This window comes from Nocardia sp. NPDC003963 (assembly GCF_053605105.1).
In genome coordinates, this window is sequence record NZ_JBSGIP010000060.1 from 1 (window position 1) to 25,062 (window position 25,062).

27 protein-coding genes and 1 riboswitch are annotated in these 25,062 nt (G+C 68.5%); of the genes, 15 read left to right on the forward strand and 12 right to left on the reverse strand.

Annotated features, from left to right (window positions below):
- Nucleotides 1–133: 133 nt before the first annotated feature.
- Complete coding sequence (locus ACWEWT_RS35685) at nt 134–469, reverse strand: RNA polymerase-binding protein RbpA (protein ID WP_058855637.1); 336 nt, start codon at nt 467–469, stop codon at nt 134–136.
- 423 nt (nt 470–892) lie between these two features.
- On the opposite strand from ACWEWT_RS35685, the gene ACWEWT_RS35690 reads away from it, so the two are divergent.
- Nucleotides 893–1,216 carry a hypothetical protein gene (locus ACWEWT_RS35690; RefSeq protein ID WP_452565318.1) on the forward strand — a complete coding sequence of 108 codons (324 nt, stop codon included), beginning with the start codon at nt 893–895 and terminating at the stop codon, nt 1,214–1,216.
- On the opposite strand, the gene ACWEWT_RS35695 is transcribed toward ACWEWT_RS35690, so the two are convergent.
- The gene (locus ACWEWT_RS35695; protein ID WP_452565319.1) at nt 1,167–2,270 is read right to left on the reverse strand and encodes a hypothetical protein; all 1,104 of its coding nucleotides are present in this window, start codon (nt 2,268–2,270) and stop codon (nt 1,167–1,169) included. The genes ACWEWT_RS35690 and ACWEWT_RS35695 overlap by 50 nt on opposite strands.
- 106 nt (nt 2,271–2,376) lie before the next feature.
- Nucleotides 2,377–3,084 carry a M23 family metallopeptidase gene (locus tag ACWEWT_RS35700; protein WP_452565320.1) on the reverse strand — a complete coding sequence of 236 codons (708 nt, stop codon included), beginning with the start codon at nt 3,082–3,084 and terminating at the stop codon, nt 2,377–2,379.
- Nucleotides 3,085–3,268: 184 nt separating this feature from the next.
- Between ACWEWT_RS35700 and ACWEWT_RS35705 the strand changes: the two genes are divergently transcribed.
- Nucleotides 3,269–3,586 carry an ArsR/SmtB family transcription factor gene (locus tag ACWEWT_RS35705; RefSeq protein WP_452565321.1) on the forward strand — a complete coding sequence of 106 codons (318 nt, stop codon included), beginning with the start codon at nt 3,269–3,271 and terminating at the stop codon, nt 3,584–3,586.
- Between the two features lie 16 nt (nt 3,587–3,602).
- On the opposite strand, the gene ACWEWT_RS35710 is transcribed toward ACWEWT_RS35705, so the two are convergent.
- The gene (locus tag ACWEWT_RS35710) at nt 3,603–4,580 is read right to left on the reverse strand and encodes a glycosyltransferase family 9 protein (protein ID WP_452565322.1); all 978 of its coding nucleotides are present in this window, start codon (nt 4,578–4,580) and stop codon (nt 3,603–3,605) included.
- 232 nt (nt 4,581–4,812) lie between these two features.
- Nucleotides 4,813–4,928: riboswitch (cobalamin riboswitch) on the forward strand.
- A 107-nt stretch (nt 4,929–5,035) separates the two neighbouring features.
- On the opposite strand from ACWEWT_RS35710, the gene ACWEWT_RS35715 reads away from it, so the two are divergent.
- From ACWEWT_RS35715 to ACWEWT_RS35740, 6 genes are all read left to right on the forward strand, one after another.
- Entirely contained in the window at nt 5,036–6,562 is a 1,527-nt protein-coding gene (locus ACWEWT_RS35715) for an ABC transporter substrate-binding protein (RefSeq protein ID WP_452565323.1), read from the forward strand.
- Nucleotides 6,559–7,326 carry a class I SAM-dependent methyltransferase gene (locus tag ACWEWT_RS35720; protein WP_452565324.1) on the forward strand — a complete coding sequence of 256 codons (768 nt, stop codon included), beginning with the start codon at nt 6,559–6,561 and terminating at the stop codon, nt 7,324–7,326. Before ACWEWT_RS35715 ends, ACWEWT_RS35720 begins: the two co-directional genes overlap by 4 nt.
- Before the next feature lie 7 nt (nt 7,327–7,333).
- Nucleotides 7,334–8,308 carry an ABC transporter permease gene (locus ACWEWT_RS35725; RefSeq protein WP_452565325.1) on the forward strand — a complete coding sequence of 325 codons (975 nt, stop codon included), beginning with the start codon at nt 7,334–7,336 and terminating at the stop codon, nt 8,306–8,308.
- Nucleotides 8,305–9,135 (forward strand): ABC transporter permease, encoded by an 831-nt coding sequence (locus ACWEWT_RS35730; RefSeq protein ID WP_452565326.1) that lies wholly within the window; start codon nt 8,305–8,307, stop codon nt 9,133–9,135. Before ACWEWT_RS35725 ends, ACWEWT_RS35730 begins: the two co-directional genes overlap by 4 nt.
- On the forward strand, nt 9,122–10,645 hold the full coding sequence (locus ACWEWT_RS35735; protein ID WP_452565327.1) for an ABC transporter ATP-binding protein: 1,524 nt from the start codon (nt 9,122–9,124) through the stop codon (nt 10,643–10,645). The genes ACWEWT_RS35730 and ACWEWT_RS35735 overlap by 14 nt, the downstream gene beginning before the upstream one ends.
- Before the next feature lie 126 nt (nt 10,646–10,771).
- The gene (locus ACWEWT_RS35740; protein WP_452565328.1) at nt 10,772–12,130 is read left to right on the forward strand and encodes an LLM class flavin-dependent oxidoreductase; all 1,359 of its coding nucleotides are present in this window, start codon (nt 10,772–10,774) and stop codon (nt 12,128–12,130) included.
- Nucleotides 12,131–12,176: 46 nt separating this feature from the next.
- Here the strand turns inward: ACWEWT_RS35740 and ACWEWT_RS35745 are convergent, their stop codons facing one another.
- The 3 genes from ACWEWT_RS35745 to ACWEWT_RS35755 are packed head-to-tail and all read right to left on the reverse strand — an operon-like array spanning nt 12,177 to nt 14,322.
- On the reverse strand, nt 12,177–12,662 hold the full coding sequence (locus ACWEWT_RS35745) for a nuclear transport factor 2 family protein (RefSeq protein ID WP_452565329.1): 486 nt from the start codon (nt 12,660–12,662) through the stop codon (nt 12,177–12,179).
- A 23-nt stretch (nt 12,663–12,685) separates the two neighbouring features.
- Nucleotides 12,686–13,513 carry a TIGR03619 family F420-dependent LLM class oxidoreductase gene (locus ACWEWT_RS35750; RefSeq protein WP_452565330.1) on the reverse strand — a complete coding sequence of 276 codons (828 nt, stop codon included), beginning with the start codon at nt 13,511–13,513 and terminating at the stop codon, nt 12,686–12,688.
- Complete coding sequence (locus tag ACWEWT_RS35755; protein WP_452565331.1) at nt 13,510–14,322, reverse strand: SDR family NAD(P)-dependent oxidoreductase; 813 nt, start codon at nt 14,320–14,322, stop codon at nt 13,510–13,512. The genes ACWEWT_RS35750 and ACWEWT_RS35755 overlap by 4 nt, the downstream gene beginning before the upstream one ends.
- Nucleotides 14,323–14,425: 103 nt before the next feature.
- Here ACWEWT_RS35755 and ACWEWT_RS35760 point away from each other — a divergent pair, with 103 nt between their 5' ends.
- Entirely contained in the window at nt 14,426–15,016 is a 591-nt protein-coding gene (locus tag ACWEWT_RS35760) for a TetR family transcriptional regulator (protein ID WP_452565332.1), read from the forward strand.
- 13 nt (nt 15,017–15,029) lie between these two features.
- Here ACWEWT_RS35760 and ACWEWT_RS35765 read toward each other — a convergent pair whose 3' ends face one another.
- Together ACWEWT_RS35765 and ACWEWT_RS35770 are read right to left on the reverse strand one after the other, a co-directional pair.
- Entirely contained in the window at nt 15,030–15,998 is a 969-nt protein-coding gene (locus ACWEWT_RS35765; RefSeq protein ID WP_452565333.1) for a phosphatase PAP2 family protein, read from the reverse strand.
- A gap of 84 nt (nt 15,999–16,082) precedes the next feature.
- Nucleotides 16,083–17,444 (reverse strand): LLM class flavin-dependent oxidoreductase, encoded by a 1,362-nt coding sequence (locus tag ACWEWT_RS35770; protein ID WP_452565334.1) that lies wholly within the window; start codon nt 17,442–17,444, stop codon nt 16,083–16,085.
- Between the two features lie 236 nt (nt 17,445–17,680).
- Here ACWEWT_RS35770 and ACWEWT_RS35775 point away from each other — a divergent pair, with 236 nt between their 5' ends.
- Nucleotides 17,681–18,532: a hypothetical protein gene (locus ACWEWT_RS35775; RefSeq protein ID WP_452565335.1), complete on the forward strand. Its 852-nt coding sequence runs from the start codon at nt 17,681–17,683 to the stop codon at nt 18,530–18,532.
- A 74-nt stretch (nt 18,533–18,606) separates the two neighbouring features.
- On the opposite strand, the gene ACWEWT_RS35780 is transcribed toward ACWEWT_RS35775, so the two are convergent.
- Together ACWEWT_RS35780 and ACWEWT_RS35785 are read right to left on the reverse strand one after the other, a co-directional pair.
- A complete protein-coding gene (locus tag ACWEWT_RS35780; RefSeq protein WP_452565336.1) occupies nt 18,607–18,957 on the reverse strand; it encodes an ArsR/SmtB family transcription factor in 351 nt (116 codons plus the stop codon).
- On the reverse strand, nt 18,954–19,406 hold the full coding sequence (locus ACWEWT_RS35785; protein WP_452565337.1) for an SRPBCC domain-containing protein: 453 nt from the start codon (nt 19,404–19,406) through the stop codon (nt 18,954–18,956). The genes ACWEWT_RS35780 and ACWEWT_RS35785 overlap by 4 nt, the downstream gene beginning before the upstream one ends.
- 727 nt (nt 19,407–20,133) lie before the next feature.
- Here ACWEWT_RS35785 and ACWEWT_RS35790 point away from each other — a divergent pair.
- From ACWEWT_RS35790 to ACWEWT_RS35805, 4 genes are all read left to right on the forward strand, one after another.
- A complete protein-coding gene (locus ACWEWT_RS35790; protein ID WP_452565338.1) occupies nt 20,134–20,469 on the forward strand; it encodes a hypothetical protein in 336 nt (111 codons plus the stop codon).
- A 100-nt stretch (nt 20,470–20,569) separates the two neighbouring features.
- On the forward strand, nt 20,570–20,899 hold the full coding sequence (locus ACWEWT_RS35795; RefSeq protein WP_452565339.1) for a hypothetical protein: 330 nt from the start codon (nt 20,570–20,572) through the stop codon (nt 20,897–20,899).
- Between the two features lie 156 nt (nt 20,900–21,055).
- Nucleotides 21,056–21,922 carry an RNA polymerase sigma factor SigF gene (locus ACWEWT_RS35800; RefSeq protein ID WP_452565340.1) on the forward strand — a complete coding sequence of 289 codons (867 nt, stop codon included), beginning with the start codon at nt 21,056–21,058 and terminating at the stop codon, nt 21,920–21,922.
- Nucleotides 21,923–22,212: 290 nt separating this feature from the next.
- Nucleotides 22,213–22,887, forward strand: a complete 675-nt coding sequence (locus ACWEWT_RS35805; protein WP_452565341.1) for a helix-turn-helix domain-containing protein — start codon at nt 22,213–22,215, stop codon at nt 22,885–22,887.
- A gap of 45 nt (nt 22,888–22,932) precedes the next feature.
- Here the strand turns inward: ACWEWT_RS35805 and ACWEWT_RS35810 are convergent, their stop codons facing one another.
- A complete protein-coding gene (locus ACWEWT_RS35810; RefSeq protein ID WP_452565342.1) occupies nt 22,933–24,288 on the reverse strand; it encodes an ammonium transporter in 1,356 nt (451 codons plus the stop codon).
- Nucleotides 24,289–24,585: 297 nt separating this feature from the next.
- On the opposite strand from ACWEWT_RS35810, the gene ACWEWT_RS35815 reads away from it, so the two are divergent.
- Nucleotides 24,586–25,062, forward strand: a 477-nt coding sequence (locus ACWEWT_RS35815; protein ID WP_452565343.1) for an NAD(P)/FAD-dependent oxidoreductase, incomplete at its 3' end; no start/stop codon positions are given.

Sequence of the window (25,062 nt, forward strand, 5' to 3'; positions counted from 1 at the left end):
TGCCGGCCCGGATGATCCGGTTCGGGCAGCTCGGCGAAGGCGTTGATGAAGCCGCATCCCCTGTTGTTGCCCGGTAGCCACTCCGGCAGCACGTCCGGGCACGGCCTTTCTGTGTCGGTGAACTACCGGCAGCTCAGCCCCGGCGACGGGTCTTGAGCAGTTCCAGCCGCTCCTTGAGCAATTCCTCGAGCTCCTCTTTGCTCCGCCGCTCCAGCAGCATGTCCCAGTGTGTGCGCGGCGGCTTCACCTTCTTCGCCTCCTGCGTGGTGCCTTCGAGCAGCACACCTTCCTGGCCGTTGCGGCACAACCAGGTCGGCGGGATCTCGGCGTCGTCGGCGAACGGGACGTCGAACTCTTCACCATTGTCGGTCCGGTACCGGGCGATCCGGCGGGGTGCCAGATCATGGTCGCGGTCGGTTTCGTAGCTCACCGCTCCGAGCCGGCTGCCCCGGAGTACGCGATCTGCCATCTGTACAGGTCCTCTCTGTGTTGTCACGCGTTGTCGCGCGCGGGCTCGCAGTTCCCGGCCGTGGGCTCCGGTGTTCCGGAGCGGAAACACCTGTGGTGTATCCGCTGCGCGGGCACCGGAACCCGTGCCGGGGCGCGAACCGGTGGGTTGACCCCTGTTGATCTGCTACCGCTTCCTCGTGGGTCGCGTTTCGCCGGCCGTTGTCGTCCGCCGACCGTTCGGGTCACTGCGCGGGCCGTTCGCTGTGCCACGAATCGAGGATTCGTACCGGTCCAGGCCGTGCGCCCTGTTCATGTCAACGTTCGTGAGGGTCGTTCCGTTCCCAGTTCGGGAGAGCCTTGTAATTGTACGGGGTTCGGCGAACCGCCTCTGCGCGGCGTGCGGTGTGTGCCGCTGCGAGAGTGCCTATTAGGGTGTCGGGTCATGTCGCGCCGGTTGGAGTCGTGCCTGTGGTGTGGTCGGGAGATCGTGGATTCGGAAGCAGGGCGGCGGCGCCGCTACTGCCGCCAGTCCTGTCGTCAGCGTGCCTATGAACATCGCAACAATGTGAAGGGCACTGGCATCCCCGCCGATTCGGTCGTGCTCAGTGCGGCGGAGGCCACCGCGCTGGCCGACCGCTGGTTCGCGGCGCGCTGTGCCGCCGAGGATGTGGCGACGGCCGTCGACGAGGGCGCCGATCAGGACGAGCTCGCGCGGCTCAGCGCGGTTCTGGTCGAACTCGCCCGGGACGCGGAACGGTTGCGCTGACCTGGGCTGAATCGCGCTCTCGGACCGGGTGCGCGGTGGGCTCGAGCCGGGCTGCCAGGGTGGCCGCGGTGAGTACCGCGACCAGTACACCCAGGCCGAGAACGGCGAGCAGGGTGGCGGTATCGGGGTGCGCGATCGATTGTCCGCGCATCGCCTGCCAGAACGTGATCGCCTGCAGGCCGCCCCAGCCCAGGATCACCACCCCGATCAAGCGGCTGCGGGTACGTACCGGGCGCAGCCGCGGGTGGCGCGCCGCGCACCACGCCAGCAATACCGCTGCGGCGAGCACCACCTGGATTCCGTGCAATCCGACGAAATGCGGGATGCGCAGATCTCCGCCCAGCGTGCTCCAGTGGGTGATCGGCATCCCCGTCACCGCGTCCGGTGCGCCGACAGCCTGTCGGGTTCCGGCGTCGACGACAGTGTGTCCCGCCGCCAGCTCGACCACCCGGCCGTCCGTGGTCCGGGTGAGCTGGGTGCCGGTGAATCCCATGAGGTAGCCCAGTGCCATCGAGACCACCGCCATCGCCAGTCCGCCGCGAATCGCCCAGACCGTCGGGCGATCCGCGCCCGGACGTATCGAAACGATCACGGCGATCAACAGATTCGCGAGGAAGAGTCCGGGTACGCCGGAGGCGAACACTTTTTGCCCGATCTCGTTGAAAGCATCGGTTTCGGTGTTGAAATGGCTGAAGGTACCGCGTGCGGCCTGCATCACGATGAATCCCACATCGACGAACGCGGTGACGGAGAACACGACACCGAGCCACCAGGTGAAGCGTCGGCCGCGGTGCGGTAACGACAGCAGCCACGCCAGCGTCAGCGAGTACAGCAGGAACGCCAGTCCGAACTTGACCGGTTTGAGCCAAACCGATTCACCGAGCAGAACGCGATCGTCCACGGCCATCGCGATCAGGCCGAAAACCACCAGACCGGCCATTGCCGCGGAACTGAGCAGCAAAGGCCGGTGCAGGCGTCCGATCACCCGACGTGGATCGGAAGTCGTGGGGCGTCCGGAGTGGGCCGGTACGCCGGGGGAGAGCAGTGCGGGCATGGATCGACGGTAGGAACGGAGATCCGGCCGCCGCGTCCCGCTACGGGACTGGATGCGGCCGGTACCCCGGTATGCCGGGTACCGTCGGATGGGTCGGGGGTAAGGGTCAGTCGGGGATGGCGCCCAGATCGATACCGCGCCCGGCGAGATAGGGCGCCGGGTCGACCGGGCCGATACCGGGCTGGTGGACCTCGTAGTGCAGGTGCGGTCCGGTGGACTGGCCGCGGCTGCCGACAGTGGCGATCACGTCACCGGCGCGAACCTGCTGGCCGACCGACACCAGGATGTCCTGCATATGGCCGTACACGCCGACGCTGCCGTCGTCCTGCTGGACCCGGACCCACAGTCCGAACCCGGTGGCGGGGCCGGCCTCGATCACGACGCCGTCGGTGACCGTCCTGATCGGTGTGCCCATATTGGCGGCGAAGTCGATGCCGTTGTGGGCGGTGCCCCAGCGTGCCCCGAAGCCCGAGGACACGGGGCCGTCGGCCGGGTATACGGTGGCGGGCCGCGGCGGCTCGAAGAACGGGAACGATATCGGGGCCGGCTGGGCGGCCTGATGGGGATCCCACGCGGCGGGGTTGTGCGAGACGGCGGGCCGCTCCGCGGGTGCCCGGTCGGCCTGGCCGGCCGGGGCCTCGGAGGTGGCGGCCACCGGGGTGATCTGTTCGTTACCGGAATCGGCGCCTGCGGCGAACAGGGCGAAACCGGCGCAGAGGGCTGTCGAGGTGGCGACGACCTGCGTCGTGAGGTGGCGACGGCCGATCGGCGGCACCGTGAGCTTACGGAAAGGTAACGGAAGGGTCACGGGCATGGTTACAAGCTAGGGGGCCGACACGCCGAACCGGCAATCTTGTGGCAACAGTCACGAGATCATATAAGCCCAGGTCGCGTATTACCGAACGATAACGAAAGTGGAAATATCGGCCGACGAGCTGCGCAAATGAGACATTGATCTAGATTTGACCGGAGTGTGCCAGAAGATCGATACTATTTCAGTGGTCGCTAACAGAGTTGCGCCGCTGATCGCCCTGGCCGACCCCACCAGGCGCGCGATATTCGAAGCGCTGCCCGCCGGGCCGCGCTCGGTGGGAGAGCTCGCGGCGCAGGTCGGAATCAGTAGCTCGGCGGTTTCGCAGCATCTGCGGGTCCTGCGGGAAGCGCGGCTGGTGATGGTGCGGCCGATCGGCAACCGCCGCCTCTATTCCTTGGACCCGCGGGGTCTCGGCGATGCCCGCGACTATCTCGATCAATTCTGGCAGAGTGCGCTGGCCGCCTATGCCGCGGCGCTCAGCGATGCCAGTGAACAGGCATGACCGCGCGGACCGGCCGTCAGCCGACGCGGCGGTAGGCGGCGCCGGTCACGCTCGCTTCGCCGCGACGTTTACCCAGCTGCCGGTCCAGCGCCGCGATCACCTCGCCGGGGCCGATCTGCAGCAGCCCGGGGTCGAGAGTGGCGGCGTACCGGTCGCCGGTACGCCCCGCCCACAGCACTTCGTGCCGGTTCAGCAGATGGCGCGGCGGTCCGCTCTGCTCCGGTGCGGTGGGACCGAACAACTGGACGGTTCGGGTGCCGAAGGCAGTGGCCAGATGCGCGACGCCGGTATCGCCGCACAGGACGACGGAGGCCTCGGCCACGGTCGCCGACAGTTCGATGAGGTTCTGGGTGCCGGCCAGCACCCGGTGACCGGACAGTCCGGCGCGTGCCGCGATCCCCAAGGCGTTCTCCCGGTCGTACTCGTCGCCGGTTACCACCACCTCGTGGCCCAGCACCAGCAGATGCCGGATCACCGCCGCGAACCGATCGGCCGGCCAGCGCCGGGCCGGGGCGCCGGCGCCGACGTGCACGACCACACTGTCGCGATGGTTGGTGGTGGCCACCGGGGGCACCAATCCCAGATTGCGCCGGTCCGCGCCGATCCCGTCGAATTCGAGCAGATGACACCAGCGGTCGATCGGATGGTGCTCGGGCTGCCAGGCCGGTGCCGGGATCTCCGGAAACGCCGGATCCTGGTAGGTGAGGATACGTTCGGCGCCGGTCTTGCCGAGTTGCACGATCGGGGCGGCACCGGCGCCGTGCAGATTCACCGCCAGCTTCGGCGGGGGGCCGTCCCAGCGCAACCCCTCGGGATCGGCCAGCGGGACGATCTCGTCCACGCAGGCGATCACATCGACGATGGGACGCAGGTGATGCGGGGCGGCCAGTACCAGGTGGTCGTTGCGACGGGCCCGGCGCAGCGCACGTAATGCCGGGACCGCGGTGAGCAGATCACCGAGACCGCGTGCCTGAAGCACGAGAACTACCGACACCCGACTCTCCTAGCCACCTGTTGCCCGCTGCGCCGCCCCCTCCCGAACCGTCCTGGTGAGGAACGGACCACGCGAGAGCATTTCCTTGGATGACTACCCGTGGTACCCGGTGGCAAACGTTGAACGGTCGCGGCCTGGATCACATGCTGTACGTTCGCCCATCGCACCCGTACCGCCCGTCACCTGCCGAGACGGACGTCGCGACGATGAGTCGATGGTCACCCCGCCGGTGCTCGAGTAATGTATCGGATGTCCGTAGGGAAGTCCGGTGTGAATCCGGCGCTGTCCCGCAACTGTGTGGCTTGTACAGAGCCGCAGCCAGATACCTGCGGATGAACCAGGAACGGACATGATCACGTGGGTATTGATCGATGCGCCGAACGAGCCGCTCCGAGTCGTGGCCCGTTTCGCATGTCTTCGTCGCGTGAAATTGCCTGACGCGACGGGAGTCGGATATGCGTTGTGCACCATCGGGGTCGAGCCGCCGATCGTTCCTGATCGGAAGTGCGCTGGCCGCGGGAGCGCTGGCCGCCGGATGCGGCCGCGGATCCGCCACCGATACCGGTACTTTCACCGCCGCTTTCCAGGGCTCCGGCGCGGGGGAGGGTATCGATCCCGGAATCAACACGCTCTTCATCGACGAGGCACGGATGAAGGCCGTCTACGACGGCCTGTTCGAAGTGGACGGTTCGATGACACCGATCCCGCGCCTGGCGGAATCGGCGGAACCCGACCCGACCGGCACCCGGTGGCGGATCGCGCTACGGGACGCGGCCTGGCACGACGGGAAGAAATTCACCGCACGCGATGTGCTGTACACCTTCGCGCGGGTGCTGGGGCCCGCGCAGCAGCGGCCGTTCATCGCCGCGACCTCACTGGATCAGGTGGACCTGGCCGCCAGCCGCGCGGTCGACGACCGGACCGTCGAGATAGTGCTGAAGCGGCCGACCTTCGAATTCCTCATCGCGCTGTCGGTATACGGCACCAAGATCGTCCAGGACGGTGCCGCCGATTTCACCCGGCCGGTCGGCACCGGCCCCTTCGTCTTCGACTCCTTCGAGGCCGGGCGGCAGTTCACCGCGCACCGCAACGAGCACTACTGGGACGGTGCGCCGGGTATCGCGCAGTTGCGGATCGTCAGTGCCGAGGCGGACGCCCGGGTGAACGCGGTACGTAGCGGCGAGATCGATTACGCCGACAATCTCACCCCGTCGGCGGCGCGCACCCTGGCGGGCGGATCCGGTGTCACGCTGGTGTCCACACCCGGCAGCGGAATCTATTTCTTCGCCATGAAGACCGATCGACCGCCGTTCGACCATCCGGATGTACGCCGCGCCGTCATGCGGATGGTGGACCGGGCGGAACTGGTGAAAGTGGCGCTCGAGGGTCAGGCGGAGGTCTCCGACGACGTCTTCGGCAAGGGCTTTCAGTACTACGCCGACCTGCCGCAGCACGAATACGATCCCGACGAGGTGGGCAGGCTGCTGCGGCGCGCGGGCGTCCGGGACCTGACCTTCGATCTGTTCACCGCTCCGGTCGCGTACGGATTCGTGGAAGCCGCGCGATTGTTCGCCGATCAGGCCGCCGCGTGCGGGGTGAAGGTGAACGTGGTGCTCGGTGCCAAGGACAGCTACTACACCGACGCGCTGCGGACCGGTCATCTCACGATGGGCCAATCCGGACCGCTCCCGATCCCCAACCATTTCGCCTCGCGGCTGCTGACCGATTCGCCGCAGAACCGCACCAAATGGTCCGACCCGCGGTTCGACGCGCTCTACACCACCGCACAGGGCACCGCGGATCCGGACCGCCGCGCGGCGCTCTACCGCGATATGCACGAAATATTGCACGATCGAGGAGGTTTCGTGTTCTTCGGCACCACCCACTGGAACAGCGCGGCGCGGGACACCTTCCAGCAGCTACCGGCCGCGGTACCCAATTCGCACGATTGGGCCCGTTTCGACGCGGTGGCGCCGCGATGACCCCGGTGCGGCTGGACGCGGCGCGGGCCCGCTACTGGGTCGAGCGCTGGGATCGCCAGCAGGAGCATTACCTGCCCGACCGCGAAGCCCGGTTCGACGTGATCGGCGATGTGCTGACCGAACTGCTCGGCCGGCCCGATCCGCTGATCGTCGATCTGGGCGTCGGCCCCGGAACACTGTCGGACCGGTTGCTCACCCGGCTCCCCGGGGCCACCGTCGTCGGGGTGGACGCCGATCCGCTGCTGCTGGCACTGGCCGAGACCGTCTACGGGTCGACGCGCTTCCGAACCGTCTTCGCTGATCTGCGCGAGCCCGGCTGGTTCGCGGCACTCGACCTGGAGCGGGCACCCGACGCGTTCGTGAGTACCACCGCACTGCATTGGATGAACCGGTCGCCACTGCGCGCGCTGATCGAGACGTGCGCCCGGGCGCTGCCCCCGGGCGGACTCTTCGTCGACGGCGACCACCTGTACGAAGGGCCGGACGGGCCACGACTCGACCGGCTCGGCCGGGCGTTGACCGCGCGACGGGGCGAGCGGGTGGGTACCGCCGCGGCGGAGGACTGGTCGGCATGGTGGGCGGCGGTCGGCGCGGCACCCGAACTCGCCGAACTGGTGCGGCAGCGCGACGGCGGGTTCGAGCACACCGTCACCGACCGGCCCACCGCCGGCGATTACACGGCCTTTCTGCGCGAAACAGGTTTCGCGGAGGCCGGTACGGTCTGGCAGTACGGCGACGATCGCGTCGTGGTCGGGATCCGGTAGCGGCCCGGTGGCCGGGGATTCGCGGCTCTTCGCCCGGTTGGTGCTGCGCCGGGCCGGGTTCGGCGCCGGCCAGCTGGTGGTACTGCTCGTCCTGGTGTTCGTGTTGTCGCTGCTGCTGCCCGGAGACGCCGCCGATATCCAGAACAACACCATCCTGAGCGAGGCACAGCAGCAGACCGCTCGTCAGCTGCTCGGGCTCGATATCTCGCCGGTGACCAGATTCCTCGACTGGATCGGCCGGGTGGTACACGGGGATCTGGGCACCTCCTATGCGAGCGGTGAGCAGGTCGGCGCCGTGATAGCGGGTCCGTTCCTGGTCACCGGACTGCTCGCCGGCGTGGCGCTGATCCTGCTCGTACCGATCGCGGTGACCGCGGGTTTCGCGGCGGGTACGCGGCCCGGCTCGACGTGCGACCGGGTGATCACCTCGGTCAGCATCGGCTTCGATTCGATCCCCGATTTCGTCTTCGCCGTCCTGCTGGTGACGTTCCTGTCGATCCACCTCGAACTGCTCCCCGCGACATTCCTGGGGGTCGATCCGGGCACCCTGCTGGACCGGCCCGAATACCTGGTGCTCCCGGTACTCGTCACCGTGGCACGGGTGGCGGCCCCGCTGGTGCGTCTCGTCCGGGCCGGAGTCATCGATGTGCTGGATCGGCCGTATATCGCACAGGCTCGCCGCGCCGGAGTAGGCCGGGTAGCGCTGCTGGTCCGGCATATCGCGCCCAACGCCCTGGCTCCGGCGATGCAGGAACTCGGGCGGACCGGTGACGGGCTCCTCTCGGGGGTGCTGATCGTGGAAGCGGTTTTCGCGGTACCCGGTATCGCCTCGGAGCTGGTCGGTGCCATCGCCAATCGGGACGATCCGGTGATCCTGGCGATCGTGGCGGTCACCGGAGCGTTCGCCGTCGTCGTCAACACCCTGATCGATATCGCGGGCTACCGGATGAATCCGCAGGCCGCGGCGGAGCAGCGGCGATGAATCCGCGACGGTGGCTGTACTCGGTACTCGTGGCGATACCCCTGCTGTTCGCGCTGGCCGGTCCGCTGCTCGCCCGCTCCGCCCCGGCCGGTCGCGCGGCCCCGTTCGGACCGTCGCAGTGGTCGCCACTGGGGACCGACCGGCTCGGCCGCGATGTGCTGGCGGCGGCGCTCACCGGCGGGCACGGTTTTCTGCTGACCGGTCTGCTGACCGTCCTGGGCGCCTATGCCGTGGGATTCCTGCTCGGGGTGGCCGCGGCCGCCGCCCCGCGGGTCTGGCTCGACGAACTACTGATGCGGCCGGTCGATGTGCTGCTGTGCGTGCCGTCGCTGCTGATCATCATGGTCGCCGCGGTACGCACCCAGGGGTCGGCGGTGGCGATCGCCGGCGCGATCGGGCTGGCCCTGCTGGCCCCGATCACGCGGTTCGTCCGGGCGGCGGCCTCCGGTGTCGTGTACGGGCCGGTGATGGACGCGCTGCGGATGCAGGGGCAGAGCCGGACCTTCCGCTACGGGCGCTATGCGGTGCAGGAGATGGCGCGGCCGATCGCCGCGGATTTCGGCGTCCGCTTCACCGCCGCGATCTATTTCCTCGCCTCCGCCAATTTCCTCGGACTGGGTTTCGACACCACGTCCACCGATTGGGCGGTATCGGTCGCGGCCAACAAGGACGCCCTGCTGATCGCGCCGTGGGCGGTGCTGTTGCCCGGGGCGCTGATAGTGCTGCTGGTGGTCGGTACGAATCTCCTGGTCGACGATCTGCTCGCCGATCCCCGGGCGGTCGCGGCCGCGAATCTGCGCGGCGGGGGTCGGTATGTCCGGCCGTAGCGCGATCGCGGTGCGCGGTCTGGGCGCCAGGACGAACGGCGCGGTGATCCTGCGCGATATCGGATTCGATCTCGCGCCCGGCGAGATCCTCGCCCTGTTCGGGCCCTCGGGCGCCGGTAAGACGACCATCGCCACTGCCGTGGCGGGCGCGGCGGAGCCCGGAATCGAACTGTCCGGTGAGATCCGCTACGGCCCGGGGGTCCGGGTCGGGTATCTACCGCAGCACGCGGCGTCGACGCTCAATCCGGCGCGGCGGATCGGTGCGGCGCTGGGTGAGCTGGTGGCCCTGCACCATCGGCGGGCGGGGGTCGGGCGGCTGCGGCCGGACGAGCGGCGGGCCCGGATCGCCGAGGCACTCGCCGCCGCGGCCTTCGAACTCGGTGACCGCGAACTGACCGGGGCGCTGCGCAGGTACCCGTTCGAATTCTCCGGCGGCGAGCGGGCCCGGCTGGCGCTGGCACAGGTCCTGGCGGGCCGGCCCGATGTCCTGGTGGTCGACGAACCGACGGTCGGTCTGGACGCCCTCGCCCGCGCCACGCTGCTGGAGGGGTTGCTCGGGCTGCGGGCCGCGGGCACCGCGGTTGTGCTGATCACCCACGATTCGTTCGCGGTCGAGCGGATCGCGGACCGCATTCTGTTCGTCCGCGGCGGGCAGCTCGTCCCGGCCGGTTCCGCCGACACCGCCGCGGCGCTGCCGCGCCTGCCTGCGGCGCCGGCGACCGAACCGGCACTGCGGATTCGCGAGCTCACCGTGCGTCACCACGGCCGACCGGTCCTCGACCGTCTCGACCTCGAGCTGTACCCGGGGGAACATCTCGGGCTGGTCGGGGTATCGGGGGCCGGCAAGACGACACTCGCCCGGTGTATCGCCGGACTCACCCGCCCGGACGCCGGTGAGATCGTGGCCTGGGGTGAGCGGCTACCGGAGCTGCGGCGCAGGTCGCGCCGCCGGATCGCCGATATCCAGTACGTATGGCAGGAATCGGCCGCCTCGTTCGATTCCCGCCGCAGCGTGCTGGCGCAGGTCGCCGCCACCGGTACCGGGTTGTGCGGGATGACCCGCGGCGCGGCGCGCACTGCCGCGGCGGATCTACTGGCCGGACTGGGAATCGACGAACACCAGGCAACCAGGCCACCGGCCGGTCTCTCCGGGGGACAACTGCAGCGCGCCGCACTGGCCCGGGCGCTGCTCGCCCGGCCGCGGGTACTGCTCTGCGACGAGGTGACCACCGCGCTGGACGAACCCACTGCCCGGCGGATCCTCGACCGGCTCGACGACTATCGCGAGCGCACCGGCGCGACACTGGTATCGATCAGTCACGACCTGCGCGGCCGGTTGGCTCGCTGCGACCGTATCGCGGTACTCGACCGGGCGACGATCGCGGAGACCGGGGCGCCGGTCGAGCTGATCGCTTCTCCTCGTACGGAGATACTGGCCCGGCTCCTGCACGCCGACGGCGCCGATACCGCGGAGCCTTTCTCTCAGCATCAGCTCGAGCGCAATCGGTGACGGCGCCGGGCGGGCCGCCCAGACTCGTCGCTGTGACAGCAAATCCGCAGCACGCGTTGTCGGCGATCGGTTCGGCGGCGCACCCATTTCCGGCCACCTCCGGTCCGGGCGACCGAGGAGCCGACCATGTCGCGTGAACTCCATCTGGCGGGGTTTCTGATCGCCTCGCATGTCACTCATTCGCATGCGGCGTGGCGTCATCCCGCGTCGGAGACCGATTATCTGGGGCCCGACTACTATCGGCGGGTCGCGCGGACACTCGAACGGGGCAAGTTCGATTTCCTGTTCTTCGCCGATCTGCTGGCGACCCCGGTCCGGTACGGCAACGATATCCGGGTTCCGCTGCAGAGCGGCACCCAGGCGTCGGCGACTCTTGATCCGTCGCTGGTCGCGGCCGGTCTGGCGAATGTGACCGATCGGATCGGACTGGCGATCACCAAGTCCACCACGTATTTCCATCCCTACGAGGTGGCCCGGATCTTCGCCACGCTCGACCATCTGTCCGGCGGCCGGGCGGGCTGGAATGTGGTGACCTCCCTGAACCAGGCCGAGGCGCAGAATTTCGGAGCCCAGGATCATCTGGGGCACGACGAGCGCTACGAACGGGCCCAGGAGTTCCTCGAGGTCGCCTACAAACTGTGGGGCAGCTGGGACAACGACGCCCTGGTGCGGGACAAGGTCTCCGGCGTTTTCGCCGATCCGGACAAGGTACGGACCGTCGATCACGAGGGCACCTGGTTCCGGACCCGCGGCCCGCTGACCGTTCCGCGTTCGCCGCAGCACCGCCCGGTGCTCATCCAGGCCGGTTCGTCGCCGGTGGGCAAGGATTTCGCGGCGCGCTGGGCGGAGGCGATCTTCGAGATCGATCCGACACCCGAAGGTCGTCGTGCCTACTACGACGATGTGAAATCGCGGGCGGTGAACTTCGGCCGCGATCCCGAGGACATCAAGATCTTCCCGTCGTTCGTGCCGTTCGTCGGTGAGACCGAGGCGATCGCGCGGGAGAAGCAGGCCTTCCACAACGAACTCGCGGATCCGATCTCCGGGCTCATCACGCTGTCGGTGCACACCGATCACGATTTCTCCCGCTACGACCTCGACGCTCCGGTCGAGGAGCTCGTCGTACCGGGGACCCAGGGACTGTTCGACGTGGCCCGCCGGCTCAGCGCCACCGAGAACCTGACGCTGCGCGATATCGGCAAGCTGTACGCCCAGGGTGTGCTGCTGCCGCAGTTCGTCGGGACCGCGGAGCAGATCGCCGATCAGATCGAGGCCGGGTTCACCGGCGGCGAGGCGGACGGCTATATCCTCTCCGCCGCCCAGGCGCCGGGCACATTCAACGATTTCGTCGATTTCGTGGTACCCGAACTCCAGCGTCGCGGGCTGTTCCGCACCGAGTACACCGGAAACACCCTGCGCGACCATCTGGGACTGGGCCCGGCCTCGCTGACTCCGGCTGCCCGGGCGGCCGTCGCCGCCGGCTGAACCGGGCTATCGGGACCCGGGTCGCCGCCCCGGGGCCCGGTGGCGTTCAGCTGTTCGTACGGGAGACGTTCGTGAGCAACAGATCCCGGGCCTCGGCGCCGCCGTCGAAGGTGCGGGTGACGCGGCGGGTGATCCGCCAGCCCGGTGAGGTGCGAACGAGCCGGAAACTGTTCGCCCCCGCCCGCCACACCCGGTAGCCGTCGTCGTACCGGCGAACCAGCAGCGATTCACAGACCGCGGTCGCTTCGTCGCCGTCGACCACGACCCGGGCCGGGCCGAGGAAATGCGCGCAACCTGTATCGATCAGCGAGCGGTGTGCCGTCGATTCCACCATCGCGTGGACATCCGCGCGACTGCGCATATGCCAGCCCTCGACATCGTATTCACCGTCCTCGGTCCACAGGTTCGCCACCTCCGCCGCGGCTCCGGCGTCGACGAAGGGGCCGTACGAGGCGAGCAGCCGGGTGATCTCCACTTCGTCCTCGAGCCGACGCAGGCGTTCCTCGAGGCGTGCCAGTCGATCCTCGTCCATGGTGGTCCTTTCCGTGGTAGCGCTCAGAGCGGGGCGGCCACTGTGCTCAGGGCCGCGAGCTGATCGCAGTAGTGGTCGATATCGGTGGCTCGCAGGGCGCAGCAGGCGACGGTGGCACCGATATCGCGTAATCCGGTGAGCCGTCGCCGCGTATCGCCGGGGTCGCCGAGTGGGTCCAGCGCACGGCCCGGATTCAGCACCACTTCGAAACCGGGTGGTGGGACGACCGCGGCCAGATGCCCGGCCAGCGCGTCCGCGGACAGGCCGAACGGGACCCAGCCGGTGCCCAGGGTCACGGCCCGGCGCAGGGAACGCCGGGTGCGGCCGCCGACCCAGAGGGGCGCGACGGTCGAGGTCGCGGGCGGATCGATGACGAAATCGCCGACCTCGCGCCGGCCCCAGGCAGCGCGCAACTCGGTGAGCGCGCGGTCGGCGGCGGCGCCCCGCTCGGCCCATTGCGCGTCCAGCAAAGCGAATTCGGCTTCCAGCGATCCGACGCCCACCCCCAGTACGACCCGGCCGCCGCTGAGCCGGTCCAGCGTGCCGTAGCTCTTCGCGAGTGCCAGCGGATGGTGGTATCCCAGTACGAGGACCGAGGTCGCCAAGCGGATCCGGGTGGTGCGGGCCGCCAGATAGGACAGTGTCGCCAGCGGATCCCAGTAGGTCGACCCGCGGGCAGCGGCCGCGGCCACGGGTATCGCGGTGTGCTCGGAGCAGGTCAGATGGTCGAAGCCGAGCGCATCGGCGGTTTCGGCGATCCGGGCGAGTTCGGCGGCACCGCCGCCGGCCTCCCACGGCGAGGCGACACCCGGCACCCGGACGACGATCGGGGTGGACAGCCCGACTCTCACCGGTGCTGTTCCTCGGTGGCACCGATGAGGCGGCGCATCATCCGGTCGGCCCCCAGTACCGCCGCCGCGCGATCGGGATCGCTGCGCCGGACCGCCAGATGTTCGTGGGCGCCGACGATATGGACCGGACCCCGGCCCAATGCGGCGAGACCCTCGGCGGCCACTTCGGGGGGTTCGGATACGGGCATACCGGGGATGTCGAAGTCGAGACCGACCTTCTCCATGGCAGGTGTCCGGGTCACTCCGAGCACGAGTTCGAGGATATCCACGCCGTGCTCGCGCAGTTCGAGCCAGAGACTCTCGGCGAAGATTCGCCCGAACGCCTTCACACCGCCGTAGACGGTATGCCGCCGCGACCCCAGATATCCGGCCAGCGAGCCCACCAGCAGGATGCCGCCGCGCCGCCGCTCGCGCATCGGATTGCCGAATCCGTGCGCCAGGGCCAGCGGCGTGGTGATGTTGAGATCGATGACGTGCTGGAACGCGGTGAGGTCGCCGTCGAGGAAATCGGCGCTGTGGGTATTGGCGCCGGCGTTGTGCACCAGCAGTCCGACCTCGACATCGGATACCGCGTCGAGTACTTCGGTCGCCGCGTCCGGACGGGCGAGGTCGGTGGTCAGGGTGCGCACCTCGGCGCCCAGGGCCCGGCACTGCTCGGCGGTATCGGACAGCGGGCCGGGCCGCCGGGCCGCCAGGAGCAGGTGGAATCCGGATTCGGCGAGCTGTAGGGCGAACGATCGGCCCACACCTTCGGAGCCGCCGGTGATCACCGCCCAGGGGCCGTAGCGCACAGGATCGAGGTGGGTCATAGCTGTGTCTCCGTTCGGGTCCGCGGTCCGGCCACACCCAGTTCTACAACCGGCGCCGCGGAAATACTAGAGTGAATTCTAATTTTACGATCGGAGGTACACAGTGCCACGGATTGCCGAACCCCGGGAGCCGGGCCGAGCGACCACCAGCACCCAGCAGGCCCGGCGCCGCGCGATCCTGCGTGAGGCCGCCCGGCTCGGTGCCGAAGAGGGCCTCGAACGGGTCCAGATGTCCGATATCGCCGCGGCGGCGGGGGTCGCGCTGGGCACGCTGTACCGCTACTACCCGTCCAAACACCACCTGTACTCGGGTCTCCTGGAATCGGCCGTCGCCGATCTACCCCTCGAGGCGCAGACGCCGGACGATCCGGTGGGCGCGGTCGCCGACCTCATGGAGTCCGCGGTCACCGGCCTGCTGCGGCGGCCGCTGCTGGGCCGGGCCATGCTGGTCTCGGCCAATGCGGTCCGGTCGGCCGGAACGGTGACGATCGATACCACTATGCGCGACCGGATCATCGCCGCCGCCGGTATCGGCGAACCGGACGCGGCGGATCTGCAGCTGGCCCGGCTGGCCGAACAGTGCGCGTACGGCATTCTCACCTGGGCGACGGCGGGCCAGCTGAGTACGGAGCAGGCCGTGGCCGATATCCGCCGGGCGTGTGCCCTGCTGCTCGGTCCCTGGGCCGGTCGGTAGCGACGGCGATCAGCTACTCGCCGCCGATCGCCCCGCGGACCCCGGACGCGGTCGCCGGCCGGGACGCGGCGGGTATGCGGCGGCGCTCCCACATCCTGGCCAGCAGAATCGCCGATCCGACATACACCCAGCCCAGCAGCACATCGATCACATAGTGCTCGCCTCCGTAGACGAGCGTGAACCCCATCGCGATCGGGAAGGTGACCAGCAGGACCCGCCACCACCAGTGCCGGACCAGCGGCCACAACGCCACCGAGACCAGGAGTGCGAAAGCGGAGTGCAGGGACGGGATCGCGGCGACCGGATTACTGTGCGCGGCCAGCCAGTCCGCGCCGATATCGACCGAGTACAGCCGGAACCCGAAACCGGTGCTCCGGTGGATCTCGGCCTCGATCACGCCGGCGCGGGCGGCATACCAGGGCGGTGCGGCCGGGATCAGCACATAGGTCAGCAGGCCGAGATAGGACAGCAGCAGGATCCGGCGCATATATCTCGACCAGCGTTCCCGCGACTGGATATAGAAGATCGCGGCGAGCAGCCACGGCACCAGGAAATGGCTGGTGTACACGAGTCCGGTGAGTACGGTCCACCAGGGCCGCCCGCCGTCTTCGGCGAGGTTTTCCTGGAGCCAGACCGTCGGGACGGTGCCCCCGAAGAGGCCGCTTTCCACCACTGCGGGCTCCCGGACCCGGATCGGCATCCCGAGGTCGCCGGCGATGCCGCGGCTGTGGTCGTAGACCACCAGCGCGGCGATCAGCGGCACCCAGTCGACGAGAATACGTACCTGGTCGCGCCACGGACGGTCCGGTGTGAACGCCGCGATGCCCATGATGATCCACAGCGCCTGATAGATCCGCTGGGCCGGTGGACCGAAGAGCACAGTGACCACGACGAGCGCGAGCAGATAGGCCGACCACACACCACTGCGCAACAACCTGCGGTGCCGTTGCGCGGCCGGGAGCTCGGTGGTGGGCGCGCCCATCTCCTCAGTTTCCTCAGCCGAACCGGGGGCGCCGCCGCGACCTGCGGACGCGACGCGTGATCGAGACCGCTGCCGGGCCGCCGATCAGCCTCGGCCGAATGCGCCCCGGTAAGCCGCCGCGGGATGCGATTCGGGCAGCAGGTCACGGCCGGTCGCTTTGCGGCGGGAGGTGCCCGCGGCATATTCGGTCTTCGCCAGGCCGCGGGTCCGCAGTACCGGCAGCACATGATCGATGAACTCGATATAGCTGCCGGGGATGGTCGCGTTGGTGACATTGACGCCGTCGATACCGGCGGCGCGCCACACCTCGAGCTGGTCGGCGATCTGCTCGGGGGTACCGACTATCCGGCCGTAGCGGCTGCGCAACCTGGCGAGATCGCCCACTGTCGGCTCGCGGTCCGGAACTGCCTGGTGCAACCAGGCCAGGGTGCTGCGGGTGCCCTCGGTCTCGATATCGCCGATCGGGGTGTCCAGATCGTAGAAGCCCAGATCGTGGCCGAGCCCACCGGCCGCGTGCGCGATGATCGTGTTCGGGTCGATCACTTCGTCGAGTTCGGCGGCCTTGCGCCGGGCTTCGGCCTCGGTACTGCCGATGACGAAGGACAGCCCCTGGAAGAACTTCAGATCGTGCGGGTCGCGGCCGGTCGCGGCGACCAGCCGCCGGGTGTCGTCGATGAGCGATCTCGCGGCCGCGGGCGTGGGGGAGACGATGAACTGGCCCTCGGCGTTACGGGCGGCGAACCCCCGCCCGGCGGGTGAGGAGCCGGCCTGGAACAGCAGTGGTGTGCGCTGCGGTGAGGGCGCCACCAGATGCGGCCCCTCCACCCGGTAGCGCTTCCCGTCGTGCTCGATCTTGTGTACTTTGCCGAACTCGGCGTGGATACCCGATTCCCGGTCCTGGACCAGCGCGCCGTCGTCCCATGAACCCTCCCACAGCTTGTAGACGACATCGACGTATTCATCGGCCCACCGGTACCGTTCGTCGTGCGCGGTGATCTCGTCGAAACCGAAATTACGCCAGGCGTTCTCGGAGAGGCTGGTGACAATGTTCCAGCCGATCCGGCCGTTGCTGGCGTGATCGAGTGTGGAGATCTTGCGCGCGAAGTCGAACGGATGCGATTGCAGGATCGAGCTGGTGAGCACGATGCCCAGATGTTCGGTGGCGTAGGCGAGTGCCGACGCGAGCACGGTGGGATCGTTACTGGGAATCTGCAGCCCGCTGTCGACGAATTTGCGCCAGGAACCGCGATAGTCGCCGTACAGCCCGACCACATCGGCGAAGAAGATGTAGTCGAATACGCCCGCTTCCAGCGTCCGCGCCAGTGAAACCCAGTGTTCGAGCGAGTTGAACTCGGTCTGGCGCGCTTCGGGCAGCCGCCAGGCGCCGTGCAGGATATGGGAGGTGGTGTTCATGACGAACGCGGAGAACTGCAGGGGCGCGGTCATCGGTATCCCTCCGTCGAGTACAGCGATCGGCGACACCGAAACTCTCGATGTCGCGGTATATCCCGTCGAACCTACGACTGCCGCGATCGGTGGATAACCCATCGAACCACGCTGATCGCAATCGGCCGCCGCGCGCCGAGATCGCGGTGGCGTGGCGGCGCGCCGCGAACCCGCCGGACAGCGCCGGTCCGCCGGGTCCTGGTTCGCCGCGGACACAGCCTCTAGGCTCGGGCGGTATGAGCCTGGGCGAGGTGGCCGCCGACCTGTATGGGCTGGCACCCGGGGATTTCGTCGCCGCGCGCGATACCCGCGCGAGGGCGGCCGCCGCGTCCGGTGACCGGGACCTGGCGGCGGCGATCACCGCGCTGCGTAAACCCACGGTGGCAGCGTGGGCGGTGAATACGCTGGTGCGCGCCGCGCCCGGCGAGGTGGACGCCCTGCTCCGGCTCGGCGCCGACCTGCGCACAGCGCAGCGGCAGCTGTCCGGGGAACGATTACGGGAACTCACCGGGCAGCGGCGGCAGGTGGTGGAGGCGCTGGCCGGACGGGCGGGTGCGGTGGCCGCCGAGCAGGGCCGGCCGGTCTCGGCAGGGGTACTGCGGCAGGTGAGCGAAACGCTGACCGCGGCCCTGGCAGATTCGGAAGTCGCCGAGCGGGTCCGTACCGGAACGCTGGCCGCCGCCGAGAATTACGCGGGTTTCGGCCCGGTGGAGCCGGATCTCACCGTGGTCCGGGAGGGGCCGGAACCGGCCCGTCCAACTCCGTCACGCAGGACGAAACGCCCGGCCGGGGCCGCGACGGTCCGGGAGGGACGCGAAGTGCGGGCCGAAGCGCGCCGACTACGTGAACAGGAGCGGGCAGCCGCGGCGGTAACAGCCGCGCACGAAGCTCTCGCAGCCGCCGAACAGCAGGCGCGCCGAGCCGCCGACCGTATCGCGGCGACCGAGACCCGGTTGGCCGAATTGCGCGCCGAGCTCACCGCGGTCGAAGGGCAGCACCGGTTCGCCCGCCACGCCGACCGGGCCGCCCGGGACGCTGTCCGGGCGGCAACGGTCGAACTGGAGCGGGCGCGGCGCCGGTCGCGCTGAACCGGCGCCGCGGGCGAGAATTTCCGCAGGCGGTCGGTGCCGCGGGCGGGCGATACCGATCGACGGGAAGCAATTCACCGACCGCGCTGCTGCTCCCGCGTCTGCTGGATCGTTTCGGCGATGCTCTTGATCCGGCGCAATCGGGCATCCCAGGCCGCCCCGACCGACGACAGCTGTGCGACCGCCCGGGCCAGCCGGTCCTCGTCCACTCGGTATCTGCGTTCCCGGCCGGCGGATGCGGCGTGGACCAGACCGGCGCGGTCGAGTACCCCGAGATGTTTCGCGACCGCCTGACGGGTGACGGGTAGTCGCTCGCTGAGACCGGTGGCGGTGCCGTCGCCCTCGGCGAGCAGCAAGTCGAGCATGCGGCGACGGGTCGGATCGCCGATCGCGGACCACAGTTCGTCGTCGACTGCGGTGGTCACGGGGCGGAGACCAGCCGGGTGATGTATTCGCCGAGCCGGGGCAGGTAGAAGTCCCAGCCCTCGATGTGCTCGCGGTGCTCCTGCCGGGCCTTCGCCTCGGCCCAGCCCAATTCCCGGAAACCGGTCTCGGTGAGCCGGATCCGTGTTCCGGTTCCCGCGGGGCTGAGTTCGAAGGTGACCAGCAGCGACGCCCCGGAATCGTCGACCGTATCGCCCGGGTAGCACCAGCGGAACGAGAACAGGCGAGGCGGATCGACGTCCACGACCGACATCGGCGCGACCTGTTTGCGGTCGCCCCACACGAATTCGCCGGTCGCGCCGGGTACCGGGTCGAAACCGGCATCGTCGGTCCACCACTGCGCGATGTGCTCGGGCCGGCTGACCACTTCGAAGACGACCTCGGGGGCAGCCTCCACATGGATCTCGCGTTCGATACTGCCGTACTCCATACGCTTCCTCCTATGTGCAACTTTCGGTTGCGTATCACGGTAGCGCTCGACGGGGGAACGCGCAACCAATAGTTGCGTGTTGAGGGGTGTGTGGGGAATTGCGGGGCCGACCGCACGCCGTGGGTGCCCGAACCGGTCGGCTCGAGCACCCACGGCATCCGTCCGCGCAGCATCGGTTCCGGTGCCGGATCGGCACTCCTGTCCTCGGCCGTACCGGCCGGCGGGAAGAGGGGTCCGCGGACGGCGATGCGATGCGCGGGATCGGCCGTGGCGTTGTGGCCGGCGCGAGGATATCGACTCCGGCGTGCTGCTCGTCGAGCGTGCGGGGTGACGCCGGCGAATCGGTGGGGATCCTTGCCTGGCCGAGGTGGGGTATCGGTATGGCCACCGTGAGGAGCCTCTGAGGAACCACCGTGCCCGAGGCGCTCGCGGCGGCCGGGATTCGGGCGCCGGCTGGTAAGGGTGGTTGCCTCGTGGCGAACCCGGGCGGTCCCGGCGATATCGCCGAACCGGCGGCCGATCCGACTGTACCTGCTGGTCAGGGCGCTGCAGGGGTGCGAAAGCGGCGGGGGCGCATACGGTCTTCCGGCCCGAAGGTGCAGCGAGCGAGCATTTTCCGGTGTCGGTACCGGCGCGTCGGCCCCGGGCGGCACGGCGGCTCGACTGTAATGGTCGGCGCCCGATCGGGTTACGAGTGTGGTGTCCTCCCTGTCAGGAAGGTTCTTGCATGCGTCGTTCTGTGATGGCTCTGGGTTCGGTGGTGTTCGCGCTGGTGATGACGTCGGCCGTGGGCAATACCGCGCACGCCGCGACCGGACGTGTCGCGCTGCGGTGGACGGTCGACGGGAGCCGGGTGGAGAAGGTCCTCGACAATCCCAGCGGCTGTATCGATCTGAGTGCCGTGGGGGTCACCGGCCGCGCGTCGGTCCGCAACCTCACGGACCGGAAGGTCAAGCTCTGGAACGGTATCGGCTGCCGGGGGACCTACGGCGGCGGTATCGAGCACGGCGAGCGCAACGGGCGGTGGGGCTTCCCGGACTGGAGTATCTACATCTCGTCGTAGCCGGGCGCGCCAGTGGGGCGACCGATCCTCGCGTGGGGTTCGGTCGTGAATGCGGCCGATTTCGGGGTAACCGGCCTACGAGACCCACTGGAGGTGGTTTGTGAAGGCCGAAGACGAGGGTGCCCCGCCCGGTTCGGTGAGCCCGTTCAACCCGGCGGACCCGCTCGATCCGGCGAGCCCGGTCGATCCCGAGGACGCGATCAATCCCGCGGGTACCGCGATGCCCGTGGTTCCGGTCGCCGAGGAGCAGCCGATGCGTACCTGGTTGTGGCCCACCCTGCTCATCTTCGGTCTGGTGGTCGGGGGCGCGATCCTGGTGATGATTCTGGTGAGCACCGCGGATTTCGGCAACGATCCGGCGGAGGTGGCGCCGACGACGGGTGGGTGTCCGGGTTTCTGCACGACCACGGTCGCGCCACCGGCGCGGTGACCGGCGGTGGTGATGTCCGGGTGCGGTCGGGCGATGGTGCCCTGAACAGCCACCGCGGGATTCGCACTCGCGAGTTTTTCAGATTACGTTTCGATTACCGCGCGATGCGGGTACTCGATGTCCAAGAGACGATTGGGAAAGCCCGAGGAGCCTCCGGTGAACGACACGACCGAAGCCATTACCGACCATCGCCCGGAAGACCGGCCCGGCCGTGCGCCGGCCGGCGGTGACAGCTACGACAACATCGAACCGCTGTTCGCCGAACTCGCCGAGCTGGCGCCCGCGGATCCGCGCCGCCGGGTCGTGCGTGAGCGCATCGTGCACCGCTGCCTACCGCTGGCCGAACATATCGCGCGGCGATTCGCCGGCCGTGGCGAATCGTTCGATGATCTGCTCCAGATCTCCCGTCTCGGCCTGGTGCAGGCAGTGGATCGCTTCGACGGGTCCCGGGGCAGTTCGTTCCTGTCCTTCGCCATCCCCACCATCATGGGTGAGGTGCGTCGTCACTTCCGCGATCACACCTGGGCGGTACGGGTGCCGCGCGGGACCAAGGAACTGCATCTGCGGATCGGCCCGGCCACCGAAGCCCTGTACCAGCGGCTGGGCCGGATGCCCACCGCGCGTGAGATCGCCACCGAACTCGACGCCGATCTCACCGATGTCACCCGCGCGCTCATCGCCGGGAACGCACACACCAGCAATTCGCTGGACGCCCCCGGCGACGACCAGGACGACGATACGTCGCCGCCGGCGGTGCTGGCCCGGCTCGGTGGCGAGGATCCCTGCTACCGGCTGCTCGAGGACGCCATGACGCTGCGTCCGCTGATCGCGGAACTTCCGCAGCGGGAACGCCAGATCCTGGTATGGCGGTATTTCGCGAATATGACCCAGGTCCAGATCGCCGAACGACTCGATATCTCGCAGATGCAGGTATCGCGAATCCTCGCCAAAACGCTGCGGACACTGCGCGAACAAGCCCTGGCCGAACCCGAGGACACCGCTTCGATCACCACAGCAGCCTGATCCGCGGCGCCGAACCCGCTGCGCGAGATCCTGCTGGCAGCAGTTCGCCGGTGATTCGGCCGGGATATCGGTGGTCTCTGCTGCGCCCTGGTCTCGTATCGCGCCATGACGGATCGTTTCGAGAATCGTTGTTTCGTTTCCTGAGACGATCCCGGCAGCTCGGGTAGCTCAGAGATCTGCCCCGTGGCAGACGGGAAGTATGCAGTTCGAACACCGCTTCGGATGTGCTCCGGGTGGGATCGGTGCCTCTGCGGGTCTACTGCTGGGAAACATTCGACTACAGTGGGTCGATGACCGACGATCCCGTCCCGAGCGCACAGATCCATCGCGATACCGGCGACCCGGCGCCGGTGCAGCGCGAGGTCATCGGCGATCCGCCCACCGGCGGCGATCTGGAGGCCGCCATCGCGCGCCAGGTCCGGGCATTGCGCAAGGCGAGCGGGTTGTCGGTCGGTGAGATGGCGGTGAAGGTCGGCATCTCCAAAGCCATGCTGTCCAAGATCGAGAATGCGCAGACCTCGTGCAGCCTGTCCACGCTGGCGCGGCTGGCCGCCGGGCTCGACGTGCCGGTGACCTCGCTGTTCCGGGATGCCGACATCATCCGTGAGGCGGTGTACGTGGCGGCGGGGCAGGGTGCGGTGATCGTGGGCCGCGGCACCCGGATCGGTCATCATTACGAACTGCTCGGCTCCCTGCGCGGACAGCACAAACGCCTGGAGCCGGTGCTGGTGACGCTGACCAGCGCCAGTGAGGTGTTCCCGCGTTTCCAGCACGCGGGCACCGAACTCATCTACATGCTCGAGGGTGTGATGGTCTACGGTCACGGGTCCGCGGAATACACACTGCGGCCGGGGGATTCGCTGCTCCTCGACGGTGAGGGCATCCACGGGCCCAATGATCTGGTGCGGCTGCCGATCCGGTTTCTCGCGGTGACCGCGTATCCGGACAACCACGAGGAGATATGAGAAAGGACCGGCTCCGCCGGGAGCCGGTCCTTCGACTCCGTCCGGCTAATCGGCCATCTCGGTCCGTGCCGCGCCCGCGGTGATCGATTCGGCGGCGGCCACGGCCTCCGCCGGTGCGACCGGTGCCGAGGTCACGGTGACCACCTCCATCACGTAGGCGCTCTCTCCGTGTACCGACGCGTCCAGCCCGTCCTCTTCGCTCGCCGCGGGAACCCGCAGCCCCATGGTCATATCGATGATCTTCGCGAGGACGAAGGTGACCGTGAACGTGAAGGCCAGTACGGCCAGTACGGCGACGATCTGCCGCCACAGCACATCGACACCGCCGCCGTAGAAGAGCCCGGCCACGCCGTTGGGTGCGGCGGGATCGGCGAGCAGTCCGATGAGGATCGTGCCGAGCACACCGCCCACCAGGTGGATACCCACGACATCGAGTGAATCGTCCACGCCGAACCGATATTTGAGCGATACCGCGTAGCAGCAGAGCATACCGGCGGCGGCGCCGACGACGAGCGCGCCGACCGGGGAGACGGCACCGCAGGCCGGAGTGATACCGACGAGCGCCGCGATCAGCCCGGAACTCGCACCCAGTGAGGTCGCGCGACCGGCCCGCAGTTTCTCCACGATCAGCCAGCCGCACACCCCGGCGCAGGCGGCGGCGACGGTATTGAGCACCACGACGGCGGCACTGTTACCGGCCGCCAGCGCGGAACCGCCGTTGAACCCGAACCAGCCGAAGAACAGGATTCCCGCACCGAGCGCGGTGAGCGGCAGGTTGTGCGGACGCGGCGCATGCGGGAACACGCCCCGTTTGCCGAGTACCAGCACCAGGGCCAGGGCGGCTACGCCCGCGTTGATGTGCACCGCGGTGCCACCGGCGAAGTCGACAGCGCCCAGGGTGTTGGCGATCCAGCCGCCGAGTACCGAGCCGTCCGCGGAATCGAAGGCGAAAACCCAGTGGGCGACCGGGAAGTACACCACCGTCGCCCACAGGCCGGCGAACAGCATCCAGGCGCCGAACTTCATCCGGTCGGCTACCGCGCCGGAGATCAGGGCCACCGTGATCGCCGCGAACAGCAACTGGAAACCGGAGACCAGTGCGGGCGGTAGTCCGGGCTCGGCGGGGGCGGTCAGCAGATCCGTGGATCCGAGATATTCCAGCGGGTTACCGAGTAGTCCGGCGCCGCCCAGGGAGTTGCCCAGTACGGCCGAGTATCCGAACAGAATCCACAGCACGCCGACCACGGCGAATGCGCCGAAGGTCATCATGGCCATATTGAGCGTGTTCTTGATGCTGACCATACCGCCGTAGAACATGGCGAGTCCGGGCACCATCAGGCTCACAGCGGTGAAGGCCGCGAGTATCCACGCGGTATCGGCCGCGGCGATCGCTTCTGTCATTTCTTCCTCGCCTTCGTATGCTTCCGGGACCTCTGCTGTATCGCATGAGTGGACCGGTTCGTCTATCAGTAGACGATGGCTCGCATTGCCGGAGATTGTTCGCGGGTGACTTCTCTGTTAACTCCGCTGTCCGACGTCGCCGGTGTCGCTCGTGATGATCTTGTTCTTCCTTCGCTCTTCGGGGGCATCCGGGCTTCGGCGAAGTCATCCGGTACTGACCGTGCCGTAACAGTGCCGTCATATGCGTGCCGTTTCATGACAAAGGACAAAAAATAATCTCAGGAAACAGCAGTGAGGATGCCGGTGCATGAAACCCACAGCTATGTGATCGTCGGCGGAGGATTGGAAGGTCTCGCCATCGCCTGGTCGCTGGCCGAACGCGGCGAGACCGATGTTCTGGTGCTGGAACGCGGCACCCTCTGCTCGGGTATGACCGGTAAGTCCAGCGGCGTCGTGCGCTGCCATTACGGTGTCCCATCGCTGGCCGCCATGGCCTGGTACGGCGTCGATGTCTTCACCCGGGCCGCCGAGACCTTCGGTGACGATATGGGTTTCCAGCAGTGCGGATACGCCGTCGGAGTGGGCGCGGACAATATCGGCCCGTTGCACGCGAATGTGGCCATGATGCAGGAGCTCGGTATCCGGGTCGAGCTCATCGGCCACGACGAGATGGCCGGACTCTGGCCGGGCCTGTACCTCGACGATTTCGCCGCCTTCGCCTACGAACCGCTCGGCGGACGTGGCGAGGCGTACCTGGCCGGTATGGCATTCGCG